This window comes from Winkia neuii subsp. neuii DSM 8576, from assembly GCF_000420405.1.
Lineage (GTDB): Bacteria > Actinomycetota > Actinomycetes > Actinomycetales > Actinomycetaceae > Winkia > Winkia neuii.
This window is the reverse complement of sequence record NZ_ATUW01000004.1, coordinates 77,819-95,832: the sequence shown is the minus strand read 5'-3', so window position 1 is coordinate 95,832 and position 18,014 is coordinate 77,819. Positions and strand designations below refer to the sequence as shown.

Here is an 18,014-nt window from a genome sequence, read left to right as displayed (position 1 = left end):
AAGGAGAAAATTAGAATGGCACGTGTCAAGAGGTCTGTAAACGCCCGCAAGAAGCGTCGCACCACCCTGGATCGCGCATCCGGATACAGGGGGCAGCGTTCCCGCCTTTACCGTAAGGCCAAGGAACAAGTCACCCACTCAATGGTCTACAACTACAAGGACCGCAAGAAGCGCAAGGGGAACTTCCGCAGGCTGTGGATCCAGCGCATCAATGCTGCTTGCCGCGGCGAAGGAATGACTTACAACCGCTTCATGCAGGGGCTGCGTCTGGCCGAGGTCGAGGTTGATCGTCGTATGCTGGCTGAGCTAGCTGTCAACGAACCTACTGCCTTCGCAAGCCTGGTGGATATCGCCAAGAAGGCTCTGCCTGAAGACGTAAATGCTCCGGCAGCTAAGTAAATGAGCGAAGGAGTTGCGCGTCCCGAACGTCTTACCGATCCGGACACTCACCGGGTTCGCACGGTAAAGCGCCTTTCGGGGCGCGCTTTCCGCGTTAAGTCGGGACTGATTCGCGTAGAGGGCCCTCAGGCGGTTGCAGAGCTTTGTGCGTATTCCCCTTCGCACGTGCAAGATGTCTACATTGGTGAGTTAGCTACGGGGCGGCGTCCTGACGTAGTTCAGCTAGCTTTAGAGACAACCCAGTGGCTGCACGATTGTACTGACGCTGTGGTGGACCACATGTCTGCTGATGGGCAGGGGTTCGTGGCAGTTGCCTCACGGCGGGCGATCGACGGGGATCTGGACAGGATTGCTGAACAAGTTCTAGCTTCCTCTTGCCCGGTGGTTATTTGCCCACAGACTCAAGATCCGGGTAACGCGGGTACGTTGATTAGGTTGGCTGACGCTTTTGGGGCAGCTGGGGTGGTTATGTGTAAGGGGAGCGCCGATCCTGCTGGCCCCAAGGTGATTCGTGCTTCTGCCGGCTCAGTGTTCCACCTGCCGATTGTCTCAGGGGTAACCTTTGACGAAGCTTGCGAAGCTTTTGCACGGAGGGGCATTGCGTTCCTCGGGGCGGACGGCAAAGGCCAGGTCGGATTACCCAGGTTGAGTGCGGATAGGGGGCCGGTTGGGCTTTCTTCCCCCCACGCTTGGGTGCTGGGAAACGAAGCCCATGGTTTAACTGAAGACCAGCTTGAGGCTTGTACCGCCACGGTGTCTATTCCTATGACCGGAAAGGCCGAATCGCTCAACATCGCCGCGGCTGCAGCCCTTTGTCTTTACGCCTCCCAGCAGGCGCGGCAATGAGGATTTCCGAAGTAGACGAGGCCGCCCTCTTAGGTGCCTTCGTCCCCCATTTGCCTAAGGGGCGGCAAACGCTGCTGGGGCCCGGAGACGATTGTGCGGTCTTAAGGGCTCCGGATTCGCGCTACGTAGTTACCACCGACATGCTAGTCGAGGGCAGCCATTTCAAATGCGAGTGGTCAACTCCGCGCCAAATTGGTGCGCGCGCTGCTGCTCAGAATCTTGCTGACGTTGCCGCGATGGGGGCTTTCCCTACGGGTATCGTCTGTTCTCTTTGCCTTAGGGAAGATCTGCAAGTGGATTGGCTAGTTGAGTTTGCAAAGGGCCTAGCTGACCGCTGTGGTCCGGCTGGGTGCGGAGTAGTTGGCGGGGATTTAACGCGGGGTCCGGCCATAGCTATCTCAATTACCGCTTTTGGCGACTTGCGGGGGCAGACTGCCGTAGTGCGTTCGGGGGCAAAAGTCGGTGATCAGATTGTCGTTGCTGGAACGTTGGGGATGTCTAGCTGTGGGCTTGAGATAGTTTCTCAGGGGGCCTCGCCTGCGGACCCTGCTGAAGCAGAATCGGTCAGCATCTTCCTGGCGCCCAAACCGCCCCTGCATATGGGTCCAGAACTCGCAAAATTGGGCGCTCACGCGATGATGGACGTTTCCGACGGTCTAGTTAAAGATGCCCGTCGCATGGGGAAGGCCTCGGGAGTAGCAATGGCCTTAGAATCGGCCGAACTTGAATATTTTTCTTCTCTCTTGCCGTCGAACTGCACCCGTCCGCTCGACAAGATCCTGACGGGCGGCGAGGATCATGCCCTCCTTGCGACTTTGCCAAAAGAGCTGCAGCTGCCAGAAGGGCTCCGGGCGGTTGGTACCGTGAAAGTTGGCGAGGGCGTGTATTTAGACGGCGAACTTATTTCGGCCTCTGGAGGTTGGGAGAGCTACCGGTAGTGGCTTAGGCGGTGGAAAGTAGGATTTGGTGGTGCTCGTTTTAGTTGCGCATTTTGGACTCTGAGTGCGAAGGCTTCCCAGTCTTTTAGCTATGATGTCCCTATGAGTGAAAAGGGACTTCGGGCAGCGCAGCAAAAGATGGTCGCCAGGGGCGTCGACCAGAATGCTATTAACGTTTTTAGCCACTATTACAGGGAACTGGAGGCCGGGGCAACGGGGCTTATTCCCGAGGAATCTATTGTGCCGCTGACGCAAGTTGAAAGCTTAGAATCAGCCCAAGTCTCGCCCCAGCAGGCTCGCGAAGCGATACAGAAGACCGTCTACATAAAGCTAAATGGGGGACTCGGGACCTCCATGGGGTTAGACGATGCCAAGTCTCTGATTCCGGTGCGCGATGGTAAGACCTTCCTAGATATAATCTGTGAGCAGGTGCGCTCGGTGCGGCAAGAATGGGATGCAAAGTTGCCTATCTTGTTTATGAATTCGTTCCGCACTCGGGAGTCCACGCTCAAGGCATTACAGTCCCATCCCGATATGAAGGTAGATGGGTTGGCTGTTGATTTTTTGCAGAACCAGGAGCCGAAGCTCACGGTGGGTGCTCTCGAGCCCGTCGAATGGCCTGCTGATCCCACGTTGGAGTGGTGTCCTCCGGGCCACGGCGATATATATACAGCCCTTCTGGGATCAGGACTACTACAGAAGCTTTTAAATGCCGGATACCGCTATGCTTGCACTTCGAACTCAGACAACCTGGGAGGTTATCCAAATCCGCACATAGCGGGTTGGTTTGCTGCTTCCGGGGCGCCGTATGCCGCCGAAGTGTGTGCAAGGACCCCTGCTGATCGCAAAGGTGGGCACCTGGCCAGGCGCAAGGAAGACGGTCAGCTGATTTTGCGTGATACTGCCCAAACTCCTAAAGACCAGATGCATTTCTTCACAGATGAACATCGTCATCCCTATTTCCATACAAATAACCTGTGGTTCGATTTGCAGGTGCTCGCCGACACCTTAAAAGAGCGGAAGGCAGTATTAGGGTTGCCGCTGATTCGCAACAAGAAAAATGTGGATCCAACCGATCCCGCTAGCCCAGAGGTTTACCAAATCGAAACTGCCATGGGGGCAGCCATACAGTCCTTTGCGGGCGCCACAGCGATTTTGGTGGGGCGCGAGCGCTTTCTGCCGGTAAAGACTACTGCGGACCTGGCGCTCGTACGCTCTGACGTATACGAGTTGACCGGTGACGGGCGCCTTGTAAAGAATGTCCAGAGGCTTCCGCTGGTGGAGCTAGATCCGCGCTATTACAAGACTATTCGGGCCTTCGAACAACGGTTTCCGCACGGAATTCCTTCTTTGAAACATGCGGAGCTCTTTAGCGTTGAGGGAGACTGGACCTTCGGTCCTGAGGTAGTAATAAGTGGTGAACGCCGCTTTGGCAAGGAAGGCTCCCCCGGGAAAGTGCGTAGGTGAAAGGGCAGCTGCAGGTCAGATCTGCCTGCGTAGGGGACCTGCCGGAAATCACTAAGATATATAACTACGCGGTGCTGCACACGAATGCGGTCTGGACTGAAGCGCCGGTAACCGTTGCACAGCGCAAAGTATGGCTCGAGGACCATCAGCGCCAAGATCTGCCCGTAATAGTTGCTGTCGAGGGCGGTAGCGTTGTGGGCTTTGCCTGCCTGTCACCGTTTCGGGATTGGCCTGGTTACAGGAATACTGTCGAGAACTCGATCTACGTCAGTCCGGATTCATCCAGGCAGGGGATAGGTAAACAGCTGCTTGCAACACTAATTGAGAAGGCAGCGCCCTACCACGTAGTGGTTGCTGGTATAGAGGCCTCTAACGAGGCCTCTATAAGATTGCATCTTAACGCTGGGTTCGTCCAAGTAGGTCTGCTCAGGGAAATAGGGGTCAAGTTCGGCAGACGCTTGGACCTGGTTTTTATGCAGCTGGTTCTTCCACAACAGGAAAAACGGGGTCGTGACATCTAGCATTTAGCTATGTCTGAAATTGCGCTATTCGAAGATTTTGTTGAGGCAGTTCCCGCTGGCGAGCCTCGCGATAAGTATCGGTCGCTGCTCGAGTGGGTGGCTACCGAATTTCCCGAGTTAGAACCGGTAGTTAAGTGGAACAAACCCATGTTCACGTTCGAGGGAACCTTTATCTTTGGGCTTTATTCGGCCACTAAACATATGTCTGTAGCTGTCGAGGGCAACATTTTCAAGGAGTTTTTGCCGGCTATTGACGCATCTGGTTACACCCATGGCAAGAAACTATTCCGGATCCGTTACGACCAACCGGTCGACTATGCTTTGCTCAAGCGGATACTGTCTAGGCAGATCGAGGACAAGCGCGGCTGGGACAAGTTCTGGAAGTAGCGCCCCGTCTTTAGCTGGTGACCAGTGTAGTTTACCTTTCAGTAAACTTTGCTTTCTTTTTTCTTAGCTTCTTCCTGCTTCGATACTGCAGAGGGGAGTTATCCCCATGTGTCTTCGCATTGCTAGACAGGAAAAGGATATGTTGAAAAAGAAAACGAAGCTGATCGGAGGTATTGGCACACTTGCGCTCCTGGCAGCGCCGGTTGCGAGCGCCGCTACTTTCGCAGCTGATTCTCCAACGATTCGAGGCTATGATGGCCCCGATTCATGTGTCGCTATCGACGGCAATGGCAATGTTGTTGCTCCTGGCCCGGGCGATTGCGCCCAATTTGGGGCACAGGGCCAGCAGCGGAGTAACGCCAACGCTCGAAACGTCATTTTGCTCATTGGCGATGGCATGGGGCAACAAGAAATCACGGCCGCGCGCAACTATTTGAAGGGTGCTGGTGGACGTTTTGAGGGCCTTGACGGGCTCACGTCCTCGGGCCTTTACACTCACCATTCCATAAATAAAGATGGCACTTTTAACTATGTAACCGATTCGGCTGCCTCCGGCACCGCTTGGTCAACTGGCACTAAGAGCTACAACGGGGCGATCGGAGTCGATGTCAAGGGTAACCCTCAGCAGAACATGCTTGAGATCGCCAAAAACGCCGGGATGCGAACTGGTAACGTGTCCACCGCCGAAATCCAAGATGCTACTCCTGCGGTGATGGGCGCCCACGCCACCGATCGGTCTTACTATGCACCTTCTGGCGTAAAGGCTGCCAAGGGTGGTGACTTGCGCGAGAACGGTGGTCTTGGTTCCATTTCCGAGCAGTTGGTAGACACCCGAGCCGACGTTACTTTGGGCGGTGGACGGATGTTCTTCAAAGCTCTGGTTGGAAAGGACTCCGGAAACACCAACCCCTTCTTGAAGGGGAAGGCAAAATTCGATACCAAATGGAAGGCCGGCAAGTCCGTCCTTGACAATGCGAAAGATAACGGCTTCCAAATCGCTGAGACCGCCTCCGACTTAGAGAAGATTACCTCAGCAGATCAGTCTAAGCCGGTTCTAGGCCTGTTCTCCCCGGGCAATATGGAGACCACTTTTGCGCCCTCACTTGCGGTAAAGGGAGGAGCCACGCTCGAACCGCAGACCTGCAAGAAGCACGACATCGGCACCGAGCCGGAGCTCAAGGACATGACGAAGAAGGCTATCGAGCTGCTAGATAAGCCCGAGGCCGAAAAGGGCTTTTTCCTGCAGGTAGAGTCCGCTTCGATAGACAAGCAGGATCATGCCTCCGATGCCTGCGGGCAAATCGGCGAGACCGGCAGGCTTGACGAAGCCACTAAGGTAGCGTTGGATTTTGCTAAGGCAGACGGCAACACGCTGGTAATTGTGACTGCTGACCACTCCCACACTAGCCAGGTAGTAGCAGACGGCAAGGATACGGTTTCTTACGCTACTAGGCTGCGCACGGTAGAGGGCTCCAATATGGCGATATCTTACGGTACTAAGCCCACTACTGCTTCCTCCATGCAGCATACTGGGGCACAATTGCGCATTGCTGCCTACGGACCTTCTGAAGAAAATGTCATTGGGCAAACCGACCAAACTGACACATTCTTCACCATGAAGAATGCGCTTGGCCTCGGAGACGGCGAGGGTGCTGCGAACGATGTGGTAAAGCATCCTACTTCTGCTCAGGATGTATCTAGCACCTGTTACAAGGTTGACTCGGACGGCAAGGTAGTTGCTCCCGGTCCAGGCGAATGCTCCCAGTACGGAGCTAAAGGCCCGGGTCGTTCAAACCAGAAAGCTAAGAACGTCATTGTCTTCATTGGCGATGGTATGGGCGACAGCGAGATTACCTCGGCCCGCGATTATTTGTACGGTGCAAATGGGCGGCTTCCGGGGCTAGATAATCTGCAGTACACCGGTTCCTACACCCACTTCTCTCTCAATCCAGAAACGGGTAAACCCAACTACGTGACCGACTCGGCTGCCTCCTCTACCGGTTGGAACACCGGTACCAAAACGTATAACGGAGCTATTGGCGTGAATCTGTTTGGCAAGCCAGTTCCTAATATCATGGAACATGCTAAGGCCCGCGGGATGAAGACCGGTAACGTAACCACCTCCGAGATTGAAGATGCTACTCCGGCGGGGGCAGCTACACACTCGTTGAACCGCAAATGCTACGGTCCGGAAATGGCCAAGAACAAGAAGGCTTGCCAGGGCGAAGAGTTTAAGAAACAGTTCCGCGAGAATGGCGGTCTGGGTTCCATTGCAGAACAGCTAGTAGATGTACGAGCTGACGTCACCCTCGGTGGCGGCGCTAAGGCATTCGAGCAGAACGTGCAAGTGTCCGGAAAATTTGGTGGAGACACCAGCTGGGTCAAGGGCCGAACTGTTCTAGAAAATGCCAAGGCCAATGGGTTTAACGTCGTAACCGACGCGGCTGGTCTAGATTCGGTGAAAAAGGCTGATCAAGATACCCCTGTTCTGGGACTCTTTGCCGAGGGCAACATGCCTAGGCATTTTGAGCGTTCGACTCCTACCCGCGACGGTGCCGAGCGGGAAGCTGCCTATTGCAAGGTTAATCCTGAGCGTACTGACAAGGTGCCCTCACTGGCAGCTATGACAACCAAGGCAATGGATCTGCTGCGCAACGACAAGGGCTTCTTCCTCCAGGTAGAGGGTGCTTCTATCGACAAGGCCGATCACGACGCTGATGCTTGTGGTCAGATTGGCGAGCTAGATGATTTGGATCAGGCGATTTCTGCCGCCCAAAAGTGGGTGGCAGATTCTGGGGAACCCACTTTGATTGTAGCCACTGCCGATCATGCTCACACCAGCCAGATTACGGGTGATGGAACCCGCACTGCTGGTCTCACTACCAAGCTACTGACGGCTGACGGGGCACCGTTGGTTATCAACTATGCCAATGCTGCCAACAATGGCGAGGATGCGCTTGGCGGGCAAGGCCATACTGGGGCTCAGCTGCGTATTGCTGCTTCTGGTCCTGGCGCTCAGAACGTAGTTGGTCGTACCGACCAGACCGACTTGTTCTACACGGTAATGAATGCGCTGCCAGAAATTAAGGATGCAAATCCGTCTGAGCCGTCTGATGAGCCTTCCGATCCGGGAACCAAGCCTTCCGATCCGGATACTCCCTCTACTGGAAAAACCACCCAGCCAGCTGATCCGTCAAAGGGCAGTGGGAATAAATCAACTAAGCCTTCTGCTTCCGGCGTGAAAAAGAAGTCCACATCGACTTCTTCCTCCTTGGCTAGGACAGGTGTTCCGGCTTTGGCTATTGTGCTGATTGCAGGTTCAGCTGTTGGAGCGGGAGCTGGTGTTATTCGCTACCGGCGCACGCGTTAGTAAGTGAAAGAGTAAGAGCGGTGGGGTCTCCCCACCGCTCTTATTCATATGGGTATAAACTTATCTACATGAAATCATCACATCTGCCCCTGGTATTTATTCCCGTGGGGATAATGCACTTCGTGAAGCCTGAAGAATTCGACAAAATTATTCCCAATTTCATTCCTGGAAGTAAACGGTTTTGGACCTATGCCTCCGGAGTTGCCGAGCTGGTTTGTGCGGCAGGTTTGCTGAATGCTAAGACTTCCAAGGCCGCTGGTCTTGCCTCTGCGGGGCTCCTTGCCGGGGTGTGGCCCGCCAATTTCCAAATGGCCTGGGATTGGCGACACGAGCCGTGGCAAAAACAACTAATAACCATAGGTCGTCTGCCACTGCAGATTCCAATGATAAAGGCTGCATTGGAAGCCTACCGGGGCGATTAGGCGCAGTATTCGTCTATTTCATCTAGGATTTGCCGCTTTAGGGTGGGGCTTGCCCACGACATCGCCACCGCGTCGCGGGACCTGTCAGCTAAAAAGGAATGGTCGAGTCCGCTGTCTTCTAGCAGTTGGTAGTTTTCTGCAATGTAGCCGCCGAAGTAGGCTGGGTCGTCGGAATTGATCGAGACTTTGACCCCGCTGCTTGTCAGTTGGATTATTTCCTCAACTTTTGCGGTTTGCGAAATCCAAGAGTTCGAGATCGGGCACGAAGTGAGCCCTATGTTGGAATCTGCCAATTGCCGCACCAGGGCGGGATCTTCTACAACGTTGGTGCCGTGGTCGATCCTGTACGCGCCTATCTGATTTACTACCTGGTTTATGTGTTCGATGGAATTGGGCATGTCCACGTCGCAGTGCGCAGTAAGTAAGTATCCCTCCTGCCTCGCCCGGGCAAAGACTGTAGAGAAGTCGGCTGGGGGATGGTTGTTTTCGTCTGAATCTAGACCAACTCCCAAGATCCACTGAGCGTAGGGGAGGGACTCTAGCAGGGTAGCCATGGCGTATTCGACTTGGAAGTCCCGCAAGAAACACATAATCAGTGTCGAGACAATTCCCCATTTAGCTTCGGCATCCACCTGGGCCCGATGTATACCCCTGATTACAGTGTGAAAGCTAACCCCGCGGGAGGTGTGGGCCTGCGGGTCGAAAAACATTTCGACGTAGCGCACGTTCTGACCCGCTGCTTTTTGTAGATAGCTGAGTGCTAGATCGTAAAAATCAGCTTCGGTCAACAGCACGTTCATACCGTCGTAGTAAGCCTGTAAGAACGAGGTCAGATCGGTGAAGTTGTAGGATTGGCGCACCTGGGCGGGGGTGGGCTCTGCAAGTGTTATGCCGTTTCTTTTAGCGAGAGCAAATTTTAGCTCGGGCTCTAGGGTTCCCTCGACGTGCACATGTAATTCGACTTTGGGAAGGCCGGAAACAAAATTGGAAAGTTTCATTGCTGTCCTTTGGTAGGCGGTAATGAAACTAGGTTAAAACACTTTTGGGCCGCGCACAGACGCGGCCCAAAAATAATCGTTAAAGTGTCTTAGCGCGGAACGCGATCAGACTTGATGCACTTAGTGCAAACGTTGATGCGTTTCGGGGTGCCGTTCACAACGGCGCGCACGCGCTGAATGTTAGGGTTCCAACGGCGGTTGGTGCGCACGTGAGAGTGCGAGACGGACTTCCCGAAGCCGGGTCCCTTGCCGCAGATTTCGCAGGTAGCAGCCACGGTTTCTCCTTACAAAATTATGGCCGACAGTGGAAAATGTTTCGCTAAAGGCCTTAGCAACTTGTCTAGAGTAACTGATTTTAGATCTCTAGCCAAACCTCTTGTGCTTTTTGTCGTCTGTTTCACGTCGGTTGTGCTACTTCGATCTGTGTGCCTGCCTGGGCGAGAAAGCTTTGCCATACTTAAAGGGTGTTGGAGATAAGTGGGCAAACTCGCGTGGATGGACCTGCATTGCGCCGGCTGTGGAGCAGTGGGGTGGATTGTCTTTCTAAACAGGGGCAAAGAGAACCAGTTCGTAGTGTTGTCGGGTTCGCGCAGGCGCTGGCAACACTGCAGGCTGGTTTTGAGGCGGTTGCGGAGCTGCCCCAGGAAGCAGATGTTTCATGGTGGGGGGCAGAATTCGCTGATGCCTGCGCGAGCCTAGCAGAGGGGCGTTTAGGAGTGGCTATTGCGTCTGGGCTGCAAAACGCTTCTGTCAATTTACCCCGCGAGCTGCGACCTGTGGATTTTGCTGATTTTCTGCTGCGGTTCTTTGAGGGGATTAACCAATCCCTTGCAAATACGGATTCGCCCGCCTGGGTCGGCCAGATTGTTGAAGCTTTAGAAGGGCGCGACGATTACTTGAGTATAGATCAGGTAGTTTTTATCCTGGCGCTGACCTTGCTCTATCCAGGCGAGGGATTCTCCGGTGCGGGGGAACTGGTGGCTGCCTGTCTTACTCAGGGGCTAGCGCAAATATATAGCGATGACATTCGTGCAGATACGCTTCCGGCAGACCCGGTGGCGCATCGTTTTGCTAAGTCGTCGCTTTCTGATTCGGTAGATTTGTTTGAAATCAGTGTCAGCTGGTCGGATGTCAGCCCCGCAGCTTTGTACAAAACCAGACAAAGAATAGATGGGTTTGGTGGTCAGGCGGCCTGGAGTAGCCCCCAGGTGCGTCTCGGTGAGTCTGTGATGCGTTCGGCAGTCTGGCATTCCTCTGCTCTGGTACCTTTCGACGTGCAGAGCCTGGACGTAACTATTAGGCATTTGCAAAAGCCTCACTCTGATCAGCCTGGTTCTAATGTCATTGCTCTGCGCCCCGGGTGCGACAAACAGTTACGCATGGCTTTTGTGGCCTGCCTTGAAGCTCCTGGGATCGCTCAACAGATCGCTAGTGCTGGGGCCACTGTAGTACTAAACGTCGCCTCTTCCCATGCTCTGATCAGAGCAGAAAAGAGTGCGTTCGCACGTGGAGCGGACGCGCTTACCTATCTATGTGGATCGGCTAGGGCGCGCGAGTTTGCCGCTCAGAGGGCGAAACTAGATGAGCGCGTACAGGTGGCACCTCTAAGGAACGATCTGGATGTGCTCTCTTTTATGGAATTAGGGGGACCTTGGCGGGCGCGTTCTATGAGCGATTTGGTTGCGGTGATTCGTGATGCGGTGCGCGCTTTGCCGCCCTCGTATTCCACAGACGAGCTTGGCGAGGTAGAAATAGATAGCTCACGGCCGCTGCGCCTTTTGGCTGCCAGTAAGGATGGTCCTATTGAGATCGCGAATTACGAGGCTTTACTTGGGGCGCCACTGCAGATCATTTACGGGGGGCAGGCAGGTATCTCACTTATAGGGGAAGCCCTATGAGTGTTACAGCTGACACCGCTCTGAATCGCATATTTGCTACGGCGCTGGTAAAGAAGTTTGTGAAGCTAGGCATTACTACAGCGGGTGAACTACTAGAACATTTTCCCTTCCGCTACCAGCATAAGGGCCGCCTGCAACCGATGGCCCGCCTGGAAGAGGGCAGTGAGGTAACTGTCTACGGCAGGGTCACCTCAGCGTTGGCCAGGCAAGCCCGCACTGGCCGGCGCGCGATTTTGAACGTGCAGGTCACAGATGGCACCTCTAGTATCGGTTTGACTTTCTTTGCTCGACATGTGCGCGCCCTTAGCGGCCATCAACGGCGATTGCAGGAGGGCGCGACCGGCTTTTTCTCAGGGAAAGTTACTTCCTACCGGGGCCAATTGCAGCTTACCTACCCAAGTTACATACTTGACGACGACGAACAGCTTGCCGCTTTCGACCAGAACACTCCGATTCCGATCTACCACACTACGGCCAAGCTAAGGAACGAACAGGTCATTGAAGCCGTAAAAATGGTGCTCGGAACTGTAGATCCCGATTCGTTCCCAGATCTTATACCGCCCGAATTAGGCCCTGCATATTCTAGATTTGAGGCTATAAAGAAACTTCACCTTCCCGCTAGTGACGAGGAGGTACGCCGAGCTCGTGAACAGATGCGCTACCAAGAAGCTCTGCTAACTCAAAGCGCCCTGTTGCAGATGCGAGCAAAGTCGCGCCGGGGCAAGGCCCCAGACTGTACTCCCAAGCCTGGTGGGCTTCGCGAAAGACTCGAATCCTCCCTGCCGTTCGTCCTCACCGGCGGCCAGATCTCCGCCCTCGAGCAAATTGATGAGGATATGGGCGCGCCAAGGCCCATGTCTCGTCTGGTGCAAGGCGATGTGGGCTCGGGCAAAACCATAGTGGCGCTTTTAGCTATGGCCAACGCGGTTGAAAATGACTTTCAGGCAGCATTGCTAGCCCCAACCGAGATTCTGGCAGAGCAACACTATGCATCCCTGCGGAAGATACTGGGGGAGCTTGGAGAGGACGAACTGGTAGGCCCCGCGGGGGGAGGGGTACCTATACATCTGCTAACCGGATCCATGAAGACTGCTCGTAAACGCGAGGTGCTAGGGCGGCTCGCTTCCGGGGAGCCAGCAATAGTGGTAGGTACCCATGCCCTCTTGTCCGAGGGCGTGCAGCTTCCCTTCCTTGGCCTGGCAGTAATCGATGAGCAGCACCGCTTCGGGGTGGTCCAACGCGACAACATCCGCGCCAGCGCTCTAACTAGACCCCATATGCTCGTTACTACCGCCACCCCAATACCTCGTACCCTAGCTATGACCGTATTCGGGGACCTGGATGTGACCACTATAAAAGAGCTGCCCAAAGGGCGAAAGCCTGTCTCCACCTACGTGGTTCCCGCCCAAAATTCCGCCTGGATGGAACGGCTCTGGCAGCGCGCAAGCGAAGAGATAGCAAGTGGCGGCAGAGTATTTGTCGTGTGCCCGGCCATCGAAAGTGAGGACCAGCTGGCCTCTGTAACCAGTACGGCGCAAAACCTCCAGGCCAACCCTGCTCTCGCCAACGTAACAATTGCCAGCCTGCACGGAAAAATGCCCTCAGCCGAAAAAGATGCAGTAATGGAAGCATTCGTCAGCGGACAAGCCCCACTGCTGGTCTCCACCACAGTAGTAGAAGTGGGAGTAGACGTGCCCGAAGCAACTATGATGGTGCTCCTGGACGCAGACCGCTTTGGCCTCTCACAATTGCACCAACTGCGCGGACGAGTCGGACGAGGGCGAAAACCAGCACTGTGTATGGCAGTCACCAAGGCCGAACCAAACTCGCTTGCCGGCCAAAGGTTGGCCGCCTTTGCTTCCACAACCGACGGGTTCAAACTTTCAGAACTAGATCTGAATCTGCGTTCGTCGGGAAACGTCTTAGGCGCAGCCCAATCTGGGCGGACGTCCTCGCTGAAGTTTCTCGACGTGCTAAAAGACACCGAGGTCATAACTAAAGCCCGCAAAGATGCCGCAGAGATACTACAATCTGATCCGGAACTCAGACAGCATCCAGCCCTAGCTCAGACCATAAAGGCCCAGCTAGAAGACATGACATTCCTGGAGAAAAACTAATGACCCGCATAATAGCTGGCAGCGCTAAAGGAAGAAAGCTAGCAGTACCCGCCCGCGGCACCCGCCCCACTTCGGAACGGGTACGCGAAGCAATATTTTCTAAGCTGGAACACTACGACGCGCTCGCGGACGCGAATGTGCTTGATTTGTATGCGGGCACGGGGGCACTCGGGTTAGAGGCACTTTCAAGAGGTAGTGCCCGAGCTGTTTTAGTAGACAAATCCCAACGAGCCTGTGACCTGATAAGGCAGAATATTCGGGCTACCGACTTCCGTGCAGTAGCTAAAGCTAGACCTACCTCGGCCTTAAGCTATGTAGAATCCGCTGCAGAAGTCTGGGATCTAGTATTTTTAGATCCTCCCTACGAGGTTTCCAACGAGGAAATTGCTACTTTGCTGAAGACACTTGTTCCCAAGCTATCCGGGGCGGCAGTAGTGGTAATTGAACGAGACAAACGCGATGACGCTCCGCCTTTGCCGTGCGGGCTCGATTTAATTAGTGCAAAAAATTATGGGGATACCACCGTCTACTATGCAGACACCCCTCCGCAGGTCGAAAGCGAGAAGGCGGAGGGCTAAAGTAGTGCCATGACTTGCGCTGTATACCCGGGTTCCTTTGATCCGCCCACGTTAGGGCACATTAACCTGGTAGAACGAGCTGCCCCTCTGTTTTCGCATCTTTACGTAGCTGTTGCGCACAACACTGCAAAGAAGAGCTTATTTACTACCGTCGAGAGGGTGGAGCTGTTTGCCGAGGCCGTTTCCCATGTGCAAAATGTCTCGGTGATCAGCGCCGAGGGGCTTATTGCCGATACGGCTTCCGAGTTGGGGGCGCAGGTGCTGATCAAAGGGGTTCGCGGTATGGTAGACGTCGAAAATGAGGTGACTCAAGCGCGTTTGAATAAACAGATTGGTAAAGTTGAAACTCTGCTGTTGCCGTCTGAGGCGCGCTATACTTGCGTCTCTTCTTCCGCCGTAAAGGAAATTGCGAGTTTCGGTGGCGATTTTTCGTCTTTAGTGCCTGAAAATGTATATAGGAAGATGAAACAGCTGGAGGGCAAATGAGCAACGAGGAAAATGATCCCAAAACGGATCAGGTAGATACTTTGGAAGGGGTCGAAGAACAGTACGCTCCTTCGGACGTGATTGCGGTTTTGGACCGACTCAGCGAATTGATCGCCTCGGGAAGGTCGTTGCCGATGTCGGCGTCGGTATTGGTAAACCAGGCCGAAGCACTCGAGCTTTTACACAACGCGCGCGAAGCTCTGCCCTACGATCTGGTCCAGGCCGACGGCATTGTGCAAGATGCCTCCAAGGTCCTAGACCAGGCAGACGCCGAGGCTGCTGCCACCATAGCCGATGCGAATGCAAAGGCAGAGCAGGCTAGGAGTGAGGCCGACAAATATGCGTCCACCACCCGTGCCAAGGCGGACAAGTCGGCTCAACAAAGCGTTTCCGAGGCTGAATCTCGCTCTCAGCAAATACTGCAGGAGGCGCACGATGAGGCTGAAAAGTTAGCGGCTAACGCTCGTGCTAGGGCCGAGGATTTGATTGCGAGGGCGAGGGCTAAGGCAGACGAACTTGTTTCTCAAGAGGAGGTCGTTGCCAAGGCGCAGCAGAAGGCGCAGAACCTGGTTGCAGAAGCGCAAAGCAAAGCCGGCAAGCTGGCTGGCGATGCAGATCGCTATGTGGATTCTAAGCTTGAAGAGTTTGAAGGATTGCTCCAGCAGATTATGCGGCAAACCCGCGGGGGGCGTCAGTCCCTGTCTCGAAAAGGACGGTAGATGAGCACAGATTTTAACGAGGGGTTGAACGTTTCGCTGCGTGAGCTGCCCGCCCAGGTTGGTTCCACCATAGAACTTGACCTTGAGGTTACGCTTCCTAGGGACCTGGGAACCGAAGTATTAAAAGTAGACTCTACTAAGTTGCCGGTGCATCTGCGGCTTACTTCTTTGGAGGATGGTGTGTTGGCGCATCTCGATGGCCACACGCAGGTGCAGGGGGAGTGCTCCAGGTGTTTGGATCCGCTCACCCTCCAGGTGCCTATTAGCACCGATCAGATGTTCTTTTATGAAGACCACATTGAAAGGATGGTAGCCGAGGGCGATTCTGAGGCATCCTCACTTCCTACAGTAGGATCAGACGAGGTTTCGTTGGCCGACACGCTGCGCGATTCCATCGTGGCCGATTTGCCTTTCGCCCCGCTATGCCGGCCGGACTGTCCGGGTCTGTGCCCGGAGTGTGGCATCCGGCTCGCGGATAACCCAGATCATGAACACGTAATTGTTGACCCCCGGTGGGCCGGCCTAGCCGAATTGAAGGATAAACTAGAAAGTGAATAACGGTACCGCTGACGTTCGCAAATTGCTTGAGGCATGGGGAATTGGCATTGATCCAGATCTTCTGGTCTTGGCGCTGACACACCGTTCTTTCGCAAACGAAGAAGGGGGTCTTCCAACTAATGAGCGCCTAGAATTTCTAGGGGATTCTGTCCTTTCAATTGTGGTAACCGAAAAATTGTACAGGGATTACCCTTCCCATCCTGAGGGGCACCTGGCTAAGATGCGTGCCGCTACGGTTTCGCAGCCAGCGCTTGCAGCCGTGGCCCGCAAAATCGATCTGGGGCCGTACATTTTGCTGGGCAAGGGGGAGTCGGCCTCTGGGGGACGCGACAAAGACTCGATTCTTTCTGATACGGTCGAGGCTTTGATCGGGGCTACCTATCTCACTCATAAGCTCGAAAAGACTCGCAAAGTAGTCGAAAACCTCTTGGCAGATCTACTCGACCAGGTAGTCCAACGTGGCATCGGCATGGATTGGAAAACTACTCTGCAGGAACTAACTGCGGCTCTCAAGCTGGAATCTCCGCAGTATGAGTCTACTTTCACCGGCCCGGATCATGCTCGGGTTTTTACGGCCACGGCCCTTATCGGCGGAAAAGCGGTTGCTGAGGGTACTGCTAGCTCTAAGAAATTGGCGCAGCACGAAGCTGCTCGCGCAGCCGTTCAGGAATTGCAACGTCGTTACCAAATCCAGACTCCATTGGGCTTTGACGTAGATGTGGAAGCGGTGCGGAAGGAAATCAATGCCCGAACTGCCTGAGGTGGAGGTAGTTCGCCGGGGGCTGGCGAAGAATGCTAGTCAGTTTTTGATTGTCGACGCTAAGATCTCCCATCCACGTACTAGCCGGCATATGGTTGGCGGTCCACACGCTCTCGAGCAGGCTTTGCGGGGGCGCACGGTTCTGGGGTGGGCTGTGCGAGGGAAGTATCTTTGGGGCGTTTTAGACAACGATCGGGCACTTGTGGTTCACCTGGGAATGTCTGGGCAGATGCTGGTCCACTTGGGGGGCCGCGTATACAACAAGCACGAGAGGGCCGTTTTAATCGGGCAAAATAAGGTCTTGCAGTTCGTGGATCAGCGTACATTCGGGTATATGCGCGTCGAGGAATTTGCTGCGGGGCTAAAGGGTGTTCCTGCTGGGAGGGGCGATAGTGATGAACGGTTGCCGGTTTCGCTTGCCCACGTGGGGCGGGACGTTTTAGATCCGAATTTGGATTTGGAACGCGTTAGCTGGTTGGCGAAACATTCTAATAGGGCGATAAAGGCCATTTTACTTGATCAAACGGTGGCTTCGGGGGTTGGCAACATTTATGCTGACGAGTCCCTCTGGCTATCTGGGGTGCACCCACTCCGCAGGGGCAGCGAGCTTACTAAGCCGAAGATCAGAGCTGTTTACCAGAGTGCTCGCGAGGTAATGGTGCGTGCTCTTGCCGAGGGCGGAACCTCATTCGATTCTCTATACGTCAATACGAGTGGCGAAGCTGGATATTTCGCTAGGTCTCTGGCAGCTTATGGAAGGGCGGGCCAGCCGTGTTTGCGGTGTGGCCAGGCGTTGAAAAAAATTGTTGTGGCCGGCCGTTCGAGTACAGTTTGCGTAAGATGTCAAAAGGCGCCGCGCGGATCGCTGGCGGCGCACACAGGTTAGGATAGTGGGTATGGAAGAGCACAAGAATATTCGCGTTATGATAGTCGACGACCACGAGATCGTGCGCCGTGGTATTGCTGAAATTGTCGACCGCGCCGATGGTCTTGAGGTAGTTGCTGAAGCTGGATCTGTCGAGGATGCGGTTCGACGTGCTGATTTGGTACGTCCGGATATTATTTTGGTTGATTTGCAGCTGCCTGACGGTACTGGGATCGATGTTATGAACAGGCTGAAGGAACTTTGTCCGGATACGCACCCTATAGTTTTAACTTCTTTTGACGACGATGATGCGCTGGCAGAATCTTTAGAGGCTGGAGCACGGGCCTATATTCTGAAAACTGTCAGGGGGGCCGAGATAACTGATGTGATTAGGGCTGTGGCATCGGGGCGCGTCTTGCTAGATGAGCGCACCGTAACGCGCCGGCGTGCCGATTCCGGGGATCCAACCGCGAACTTGACCTCGTCTGAGCGGAAGGTTTTGGAGCTCATCGGCGATGGTCTGTCTAATCGTGAAATTGGCGAGAAGCTTGGCGTTGCCGAGAAAACGGTGAAGAACCATATTACTTCGCTGTTGGCAAAGATGGGTTTGCAGCGGCGCACGCAAGTTGCCGCCTGGGTTGCCGGCCAACGCGCGCAGGCATGGCGGAATAATTAGTCTCTGAGC

Annotated in this window: 19 protein-coding genes; 17 read left to right on the top strand and 2 right to left on the bottom strand. The window is 54.5% G+C overall.

Annotated features, from left to right (window positions below; genetic code table 11):
• Positions 1–15: 15 nt before the first annotated feature.
• From rplT to G437_RS0105005, 8 genes are all read left to right on the top strand, one after another.
• Positions 16–399: a 50S ribosomal protein L20 gene (gene rplT / locus G437_RS0105040; protein ID WP_024331491.1), complete on the top strand. Its 384-nt coding sequence runs from the start codon at positions 16–18 to the stop codon at positions 397–399.
• The gene (locus tag G437_RS0105035) at positions 400–1,245 is read left to right on the top strand and encodes a TrmH family RNA methyltransferase (protein ID WP_024331490.1); all 846 of its coding nucleotides are present in this window, start codon (positions 400–402) and stop codon (positions 1,243–1,245) included.
• Entirely contained in the window at positions 1,242–2,183 is a 942-nt protein-coding gene (locus tag G437_RS0105030; protein WP_024331489.1) for a thiamine-phosphate kinase, read from the top strand. The genes G437_RS0105035 and G437_RS0105030 overlap by 4 nt, the downstream gene beginning before the upstream one ends.
• 102 nt (positions 2,184–2,285) lie before the next feature.
• A complete protein-coding gene (locus G437_RS0105025; protein ID WP_024331488.1) occupies positions 2,286–3,650 on the top strand; it encodes a UTP--glucose-1-phosphate uridylyltransferase in 1,365 nt (454 codons plus the stop codon).
• Positions 3,647–4,171 carry a GNAT family N-acetyltransferase gene (locus G437_RS0105020; protein ID WP_231782359.1) on the top strand — a complete coding sequence of 175 codons (525 nt, stop codon included), beginning with the start codon at positions 3,647–3,649 and terminating at the stop codon, positions 4,169–4,171. Before G437_RS0105025 ends, G437_RS0105020 begins: the two co-directional genes overlap by 4 nt.
• A gap of 9 nt (positions 4,172–4,180) precedes the next feature.
• A complete protein-coding gene (locus G437_RS0105015) occupies positions 4,181–4,558 on the top strand; it encodes an iron chaperone (RefSeq protein ID WP_029769305.1) in 378 nt (125 codons plus the stop codon).
• Positions 4,559–4,697: 139 nt separating this feature from the next.
• Positions 4,698–7,928, top strand: coding sequence for an alkaline phosphatase (gene phoA, locus G437_RS0105010; protein ID WP_024331485.1), 3,231 nt, complete (start codon positions 4,698–4,700; stop codon positions 7,926–7,928).
• Positions 7,929–7,996: 68 nt separating this feature from the next.
• Positions 7,997–8,350 carry a DoxX family protein gene (locus tag G437_RS0105005; protein WP_024331484.1) on the top strand — a complete coding sequence of 118 codons (354 nt, stop codon included), beginning with the start codon at positions 7,997–7,999 and terminating at the stop codon, positions 8,348–8,350.
• Here the strand turns inward: G437_RS0105005 and add are convergent.
• Entirely contained in the window at positions 8,347–9,348 is a 1,002-nt protein-coding gene (gene add / locus G437_RS0105000; protein WP_024331483.1) for an adenosine deaminase, read from the bottom strand. The two genes, G437_RS0105005 and add, sit on opposite strands and share 4 nt — an antisense overlap.
• Before the next feature lie 89 nt (positions 9,349–9,437).
• Complete coding sequence (gene rpmB / locus G437_RS0104995) at positions 9,438–9,623, bottom strand: 50S ribosomal protein L28 (RefSeq protein ID WP_004804943.1); 186 nt, start codon at positions 9,621–9,623, stop codon at positions 9,438–9,440.
• A gap of 216 nt (positions 9,624–9,839) precedes the next feature.
• Here rpmB and G437_RS0104990 point away from each other — a divergent pair, with 216 nt between their 5' ends.
• Genes G437_RS0104990 through G437_RS0104950 form a run of 9 tightly spaced genes read left to right on the top strand, consistent with a single transcriptional unit; the run spans position 9,840 to position 18,005 of the window.
• On the top strand, positions 9,840–11,246 hold the full coding sequence (locus G437_RS0104990; RefSeq protein WP_141739502.1) for a hypothetical protein: 1,407 nt from the start codon (positions 9,840–9,842) through the stop codon (positions 11,244–11,246).
• Positions 11,243–13,363, top strand: a complete 2,121-nt coding sequence (locus tag G437_RS0104985) for an ATP-dependent DNA helicase RecG (protein ID WP_024331481.1) — start codon at positions 11,243–11,245, stop codon at positions 13,361–13,363. The genes G437_RS0104990 and G437_RS0104985 overlap by 4 nt, the downstream gene beginning before the upstream one ends.
• Complete coding sequence (gene rsmD, locus G437_RS0104980) at positions 13,363–13,941, top strand: 16S rRNA (guanine(966)-N(2))-methyltransferase RsmD (RefSeq protein WP_024331480.1); 579 nt, start codon at positions 13,363–13,365, stop codon at positions 13,939–13,941. Before G437_RS0104985 ends, rsmD begins: the two co-directional genes overlap by 1 nt.
• 9 nt (positions 13,942–13,950) lie before the next feature.
• Positions 13,951–14,427, top strand: a complete 477-nt coding sequence (gene coaD / locus G437_RS0104975; RefSeq protein ID WP_024331479.1) for a pantetheine-phosphate adenylyltransferase — start codon at positions 13,951–13,953, stop codon at positions 14,425–14,427.
• Positions 14,424–15,146: a hypothetical protein gene (locus tag G437_RS0104970; protein ID WP_024331478.1), complete on the top strand. Its 723-nt coding sequence runs from the start codon at positions 14,424–14,426 to the stop codon at positions 15,144–15,146. Before coaD ends, G437_RS0104970 begins: the two co-directional genes overlap by 4 nt.
• The gene (locus tag G437_RS0104965; protein WP_024331477.1) at positions 15,147–15,704 is read left to right on the top strand and encodes a YceD family protein; all 558 of its coding nucleotides are present in this window, start codon (positions 15,147–15,149) and stop codon (positions 15,702–15,704) included.
• Entirely contained in the window at positions 15,697–16,464 is a 768-nt protein-coding gene (gene rnc / locus G437_RS0104960) for a ribonuclease III (protein WP_024331476.1), read from the top strand. Before G437_RS0104965 ends, rnc begins: the two co-directional genes overlap by 8 nt.
• Positions 16,448–17,350, top strand: a complete 903-nt coding sequence (mutM, locus tag G437_RS0104955; RefSeq protein WP_024331475.1) for a bifunctional DNA-formamidopyrimidine glycosylase/DNA-(apurinic or apyrimidinic site) lyase — start codon at positions 16,448–16,450, stop codon at positions 17,348–17,350. Before rnc ends, mutM begins: the two co-directional genes overlap by 17 nt.
• Positions 17,351–17,387: 37 nt before the next feature.
• Entirely contained in the window at positions 17,388–18,005 is a 618-nt protein-coding gene (locus G437_RS0104950; RefSeq protein WP_034490297.1) for a response regulator, read from the top strand.
• Positions 18,006–18,014 lie beyond the last annotated feature (9 nt).